The sequence below is a fragment of the Catenulispora rubra genome (assembly GCF_015356825.1).
In the GTDB taxonomy this organism is placed as follows: Bacteria; Actinomycetota; Actinomycetes; order Streptomycetales; family Catenulisporaceae; genus Catenulispora; species Catenulispora rubra.
This window is the reverse complement of sequence record NZ_JAACYW010000558.1, coordinates 1-2,453: the sequence shown is the minus strand read 5'-3', so window position 1 is coordinate 2,453 and position 2,453 is coordinate 1. Positions and strand designations below refer to the sequence as shown.

Annotated in this window: 2 protein-coding genes, 1 tRNA gene and 1 pseudogene; all 4 read left to right on the top strand. The window is 66.1% G+C overall.

The features are described from left to right. On the top strand, positions 1-407 hold a 407-nt coding region (locus GWK61_RS53955), incomplete at its 5' end, for a DUF3566 domain-containing protein (protein ID WP_194922191.1). A 72-nt stretch (positions 408-479) separates the two neighbouring features. Further along, positions 480-553: transfer RNA gene (locus GWK61_RS53950), tRNA-Ile, on the top strand. Between the two features lie 410 nt (positions 554-963). Then, the gene (locus GWK61_RS53945; RefSeq protein WP_194922190.1) at positions 964-1,953 is read left to right on the top strand and encodes a GNAT family N-acetyltransferase; all 990 of its coding nucleotides are present in this window, start codon (positions 964-966) and stop codon (positions 1,951-1,953) included. A gap of 298 nt (positions 1,954-2,251) precedes the next feature. Continuing rightward, positions 2,252-2,453 (top strand): annotated as a pseudogene (locus GWK61_RS53940) (IS5/IS1182 family transposase); the annotation flags it as partial.

Below are 2,453 nucleotides of genomic sequence, written 5' to 3'. Positions count from 1 at the left end.
ACCAGCAGCAGGCCCCCGGCGCCGCCCCCCGCGGCCGCAAGGCCCGCCTGCGCGTGGCGAAGGTCGACCCCTGGTCGGTGATGAAGACGACGTTCGTCCTGTCGATCGCCTTCGCCGTCGTGTCAGTCGTCGCGGCAGCCCTCCTGTGGTCAGCCCTGAACGCCCTCGGAGTCTTCGACTCCATCAACCGCACCCTGGCCTCAGTAGCCCCCGCGAACCAGCCCAACAGCGTCACCCTCACCTCAGTCCTGTCCTTCGGCAAGGTGATGAGCTTCACAGCCCTGGTCAGCGTGGTGAACATCGTCCTGTTCACAGCCCTGGCCACCCTCGCCGCCTACCTCTACAACATGTGCTCCTCCCTCGTCGGCGGAATAGAGGTCACCCTCGCCGACGACACTGCCTCCTGAAGCGCGAGGCCCCTACAAAGCGGTTTTGGGGCACCGCCCCCGGTACGGTAAGCTTCTCGACGTTACCAACCGGGGCCTATGGCACAGTTGGTTAGCGCGCCGCCCTGATAAGGCGGAGGTCGGTGGTTCAAGTCCACCTAGGCCCACCCCGGTAGCGAAAGCCCCGGACCTGCTATGGTCCGGGGTTTTTGTATTGGAGTTATACGAAGTTAACGGACATCGTGTGGAAGAAAAAGGACCGACTTCCTCAACGATTTTCAGACGCAGGACACTAGGATCTGACGCGCACCGGCGCTCGTGTCGGAACGCCACCGGTTACTGGGGAGACTGACCCACGGCTGAAACCACGGGGTATCTGATGTCGGCATCGACCAGGCGGGACACCGGTTGGACCGCGGAAGTCACCTCGGGAGCCGACGCACTCGACACTCTGGGAACCGAGTGGGACCGGCTGTTCAGGCGGTGCTCGGCGGCGACTCCGTTCCAGTCGAGGATCTGGCTCTCGTCGTGGTGCCGGTGGTATGGGTCGGCGAACGGCCGCCTGTGTCTGGTCTGTGTGCGGTACCAGGGTGTTCTGGTCGCCGCCGCGGTGCTCGTCCTCACCCGGCAGCGGCTGTGGCGGGTGCTTCGGCCGGCGGGCGTCGAGCAGTCGGACTTCTGCGACGTCCTCGTCGACGACTCGGGCGACGGCGTGCCGGACGCGCGGACCATCGTCGGACGGCTGGCCGCGGCGATTAGGGGCGAGCTGCGCTTCGACCTCCTTGATTTCCCCGACGTGCGGCCCGGCGGTGTCATGACCCGGGTGCGCGACGACTGGCCGAGCGGGGGGATGGAGATCCTCGGCGAGGTGTGCTTGTCGCTTCCCGGGGTGCCGATGGAGGAGCACGTCGAGGCGATCGAGGCGACCAAGACCCGGCAGCAGTTGCGCAGGAGACTGCGCGAACTCGACAGGGTCGGCCTGGAGGTCCGCCTGGTTTCGGCGGCCGAGTCCGAGGACGCGGTGGCCAGGTTCCTCGACCTGCACCGGCGGCAGTGGGCCGACCGCTCGGTCAACTCGGACCATCTGACGGAGCGTTTCAGGGGGCATCTCACGGCGGTGCTGCGAGGGTCGACCGAGGCCGGTGAGACCGCCGGTTTCCAGATCGTTCTCGCGGAGTTCTCACTGAAGAACAAAGAGACGCTCGAGGTGGAACACGTCGCCTCGGACCTCCTGATCGTCGGCCGGTCCATGGTCGGCGCTTACCTGTACAGCTATCTGCCGAGCCTGCGGTCCCGCGTCGACGTGTCCGTCGCCCTCACGCGCGCCGCGATGGCGCTGGCCGCCGAACGAGGCGTTCCGGAGTTGTCGCTGCTCCGTGGCACCGAGCCGAACAAGTACCAGCTGTCCCCGAACCAGGTGCAGAGCGTCCGGATCCTCCTGGCGGACGGGGTCTGGGGAACCGTCGGACTCTGGGCGATCCGGTGGCGGCGGTCGACCTCGAAGGCCGTCAAGCGCCTGAACACGGCGGTGGTGCGCCGGGTGCGGCGTCCAGCGCCACGGCCCTAGCTCTGTGACCTGAGTACCAGGGTTCGAGTAATCAGCAAGAAGGTCCACCCGATGGGTGAGAGTCGGGAGCTCCCGAGAAGGTCATTCGAGCATGCGGCCGCGGGCCTGGTATTCGGCAACCTTCGCGTAGGCCATCGAGGCCAGTGCGCGGAAATCAGCGACAGTCAGTCAAGCAAGGCACGCTTAGAGCGACCGAGGATAGGCGTGGAGTGCGTTGTTGGTATCTCAGGGATTTGACAGGCAGGCACGGGCCTGATGGTTTCGGAGTTCTCTACGCTTCGTAACCGTCGGAGGGCCCGTGCCTGCCATGCCATCATCTCTTCTCGACCCCCTGTGGGACCAGTTCTCGGCGCTGCTGCCCGAGCGGCCCGAATTCGATCCGAACCACCCTCTGGGCTGCCACAAGCGTCGGATACCTGATGAGATGGTGTTCCGGCTGGTCGTCGAGGCCTTGGTGCACGGCTCGGGCTACGAGCGGATCGCCGTCGAGGGCTGCTCGG